The organism is Peribacillus sp. YIM B13482 (genome assembly GCF_042787975.1).
GTDB classification, from domain to species: domain Bacteria; phylum Bacillota; class Bacilli; order Bacillales; family DSM-1321; genus Peribacillus; species Peribacillus simplex_A.
Window position 1 is genome coordinate 1 of the sequence record NZ_JBHZPF010000135.1, and the last position, 1,624, is coordinate 1,624.

The 1,624-nt window shown below is 38.5% G+C and carries 1 protein-coding gene; it reads left to right on the forward strand.

Annotated features, from left to right (window positions below):
* Positions 1 to 288: 288 nt before the first annotated feature.
* On the forward strand, positions 289 to 1,521 hold the full coding sequence (locus ACFX4L_RS25305) for an IS110 family RNA-guided transposase (RefSeq protein WP_377406662.1): 1,233 nt from the start codon (positions 289 to 291) through the stop codon (positions 1,519 to 1,521).
* Positions 1,522 to 1,624: the final 103 nt, after the last annotated feature.

Sequence of the window (1,624 nt, forward strand, 5' to 3'; positions counted from 1 at the left end):
CATAAGAAACTTCTATGGCGGCGATTCTCGCCGCCACCATCTAGCACGAAAACCTGCTCTTTACCCAAAAATAAAGTCTAACCCATTAAACCCTTGACAATAATGGATGATAACAATACAACCAGGCTGGACTTTTTTTGGTGGATCTTAAGGAAGATACCCTGTATAAGAAACTGGTTGTGACAGTATTGAAGAACCATTTAGTGTACTACAAGTACGTATACAAAAATTTTTGTAACAAATCTCCTGTCATATGTATTGTTAATCTTTTTTTGAGGTGATTCTCCTATGGAAGCAATGATTGAACGGTGTGCTGGCCTAGATGTACACCAAGAAACAGTAGTAGCCTGTGTACTATTTGGTCCATTAGATAAAAAGCCAAAAACCTCAATTGAAACGTTTTCAACTACAACAACGGGACTCTTGGCTTTAAGTGATTGGCTAGCTACACTTCAGGTATCCGATGTTGTGATGGAAAGTACCGGAGTCTATTGGAAACCAATATGGAATATACTTGAAGGCTCTTTTCACCTTGTTCTTGCCAATGCCAGACATGTCAAAAATGTTCCAGGGCGTAAAACTGATGTGAAAGATGCCGAATGGCTTGCCAAGCTTCTAAGATGTGGACTTATTGAAAGCAATTTTGTTCCACCGGAGGATATTCGTGATTTACGAGATCTTACTCGTTATCGAAAAAAATTGATTCATCATCGCACTTCAGAGCAGAATCGCATTCACAAAATTCTTCAAGATGCTAATATCAAGCTAACATCCGTACTATCAGACATTTTTGGTGTATCGGGACGCCGTATCCTTGAAGCGATTCTAAACGGTGAAAAAATAGAGACCGATGGTCTTCGAAAAATGGTGGATTGGCGAACAAAAGCAAGTATTACTGACATTGCCAGTGCAATTAATGGTCGTATTCGCCGTCATCATCGTGATATGTTGCGTTACCATTGGGAGCATATGAGTTATTTAGAAAAAGCCATAGAAGAATTGGAAAAACAAATCGATCAACTCCTGTCCCCCTATCGTAAGGAAGTAGAATTATTGGATGGAATACCTGGTGTGAACAAAGCTGCCGCAGCTACATTTATTGCAGAGATGGGCGTTGATATGTCCGTATTTAAGTCAGCTAAACATCTTGCCTCTTGGGCTGGTGTGAGTCCCGGAAATTACGAAAGTGCTGGTAAAAAAAAAACGAGTAAAACCACACAAGGTAACAAAGCATTAAAAACGATGGCTGTAGAGTGTGTACTGGCAACCTCAAGGCAAAATAATCGAATTGCTTCACATCGAAAAAGGATTACCAAACGACAGGGAAAAATGAAGGGCCGAATTGCTTCTGCTCATTTACTTTTGACGATTGCTTACAACATCTTAAAAACAGGAGAACCCTATCATGAACTAGGCTCAAATTACCTTGAAGAAAAACAAATGAACAAAGAATTAAAAATGATCGAATACCTAAAAAAGAAAGGCTATACAATCGATCCATCAGAACAACAAACTGCATAACCAGTTAAAATAACGACATAGTACATTTACGTCCTTCAAAAAAATTAGAATTTGGTGGGCTTATTTTAGTATGGCCTTTCACGAATATGTTTTCATACAAAAA